Annotated in this window: 1 pseudogene; it reads left to right on the top strand. The window is 31.7% G+C overall.

Annotated elements, in window-relative coordinates:
- Positions 1–351: pseudogene (locus tag ACWIX0_RS14135) on the top strand (hypothetical protein); the annotation flags it as partial.
- Between the last annotated feature and the right edge of the window lie 148 nt (positions 352–499).

The following is a 499-nucleotide window of genomic DNA, read 5'->3' as shown; positions in this document are numbered from 1 at the left end:
GATTGGAGGGCTTATGATGGGCTAGTAGATTTTTTGCTTCGCTTACGCTTACAACTGCAAGCAGTGGTGCAAAAGCACATTATCGAGTCAAACATAGCAAAAATGAGTTTGCGTTAGGTAGAAATCATATAAATGGAATCGAAAACTTTTTTACTTCATTTCACTTGCAACTACAAGCAAAAGTGGCTATGCAAAACATAGATTTGCTAAATTTATGGGAATCAAAAAAGAGAATTTTTTGCTTCATTTAAAAGAAACAGAATTTAGATAGCCATCACCAAAATTCAAGGACAAGATTTGTATAAAATCTTATTAAAAATGATAAGAAATAATCCGCTTAAGTTAAATTGAGCTAAAATTCTTTATCGTGTAAATAAAATAAAGTTTTATCTACTTAAAAGAGACTTTTATATCTGCTTGCAAGTCAAATTCTTTGATAAGCAAAACTATCAAAACGCAAAGTTTGCCCCTCACTATCGCCTTTTTTGCCAAAAGTGCC

This window comes from Helicobacter sp. T3_23-1059 (assembly GCF_053654515.1).
The sequence above is the reverse complement of the archived record's forward strand: the minus strand, read 5'-3'. Positions and strand labels throughout refer to the sequence as shown.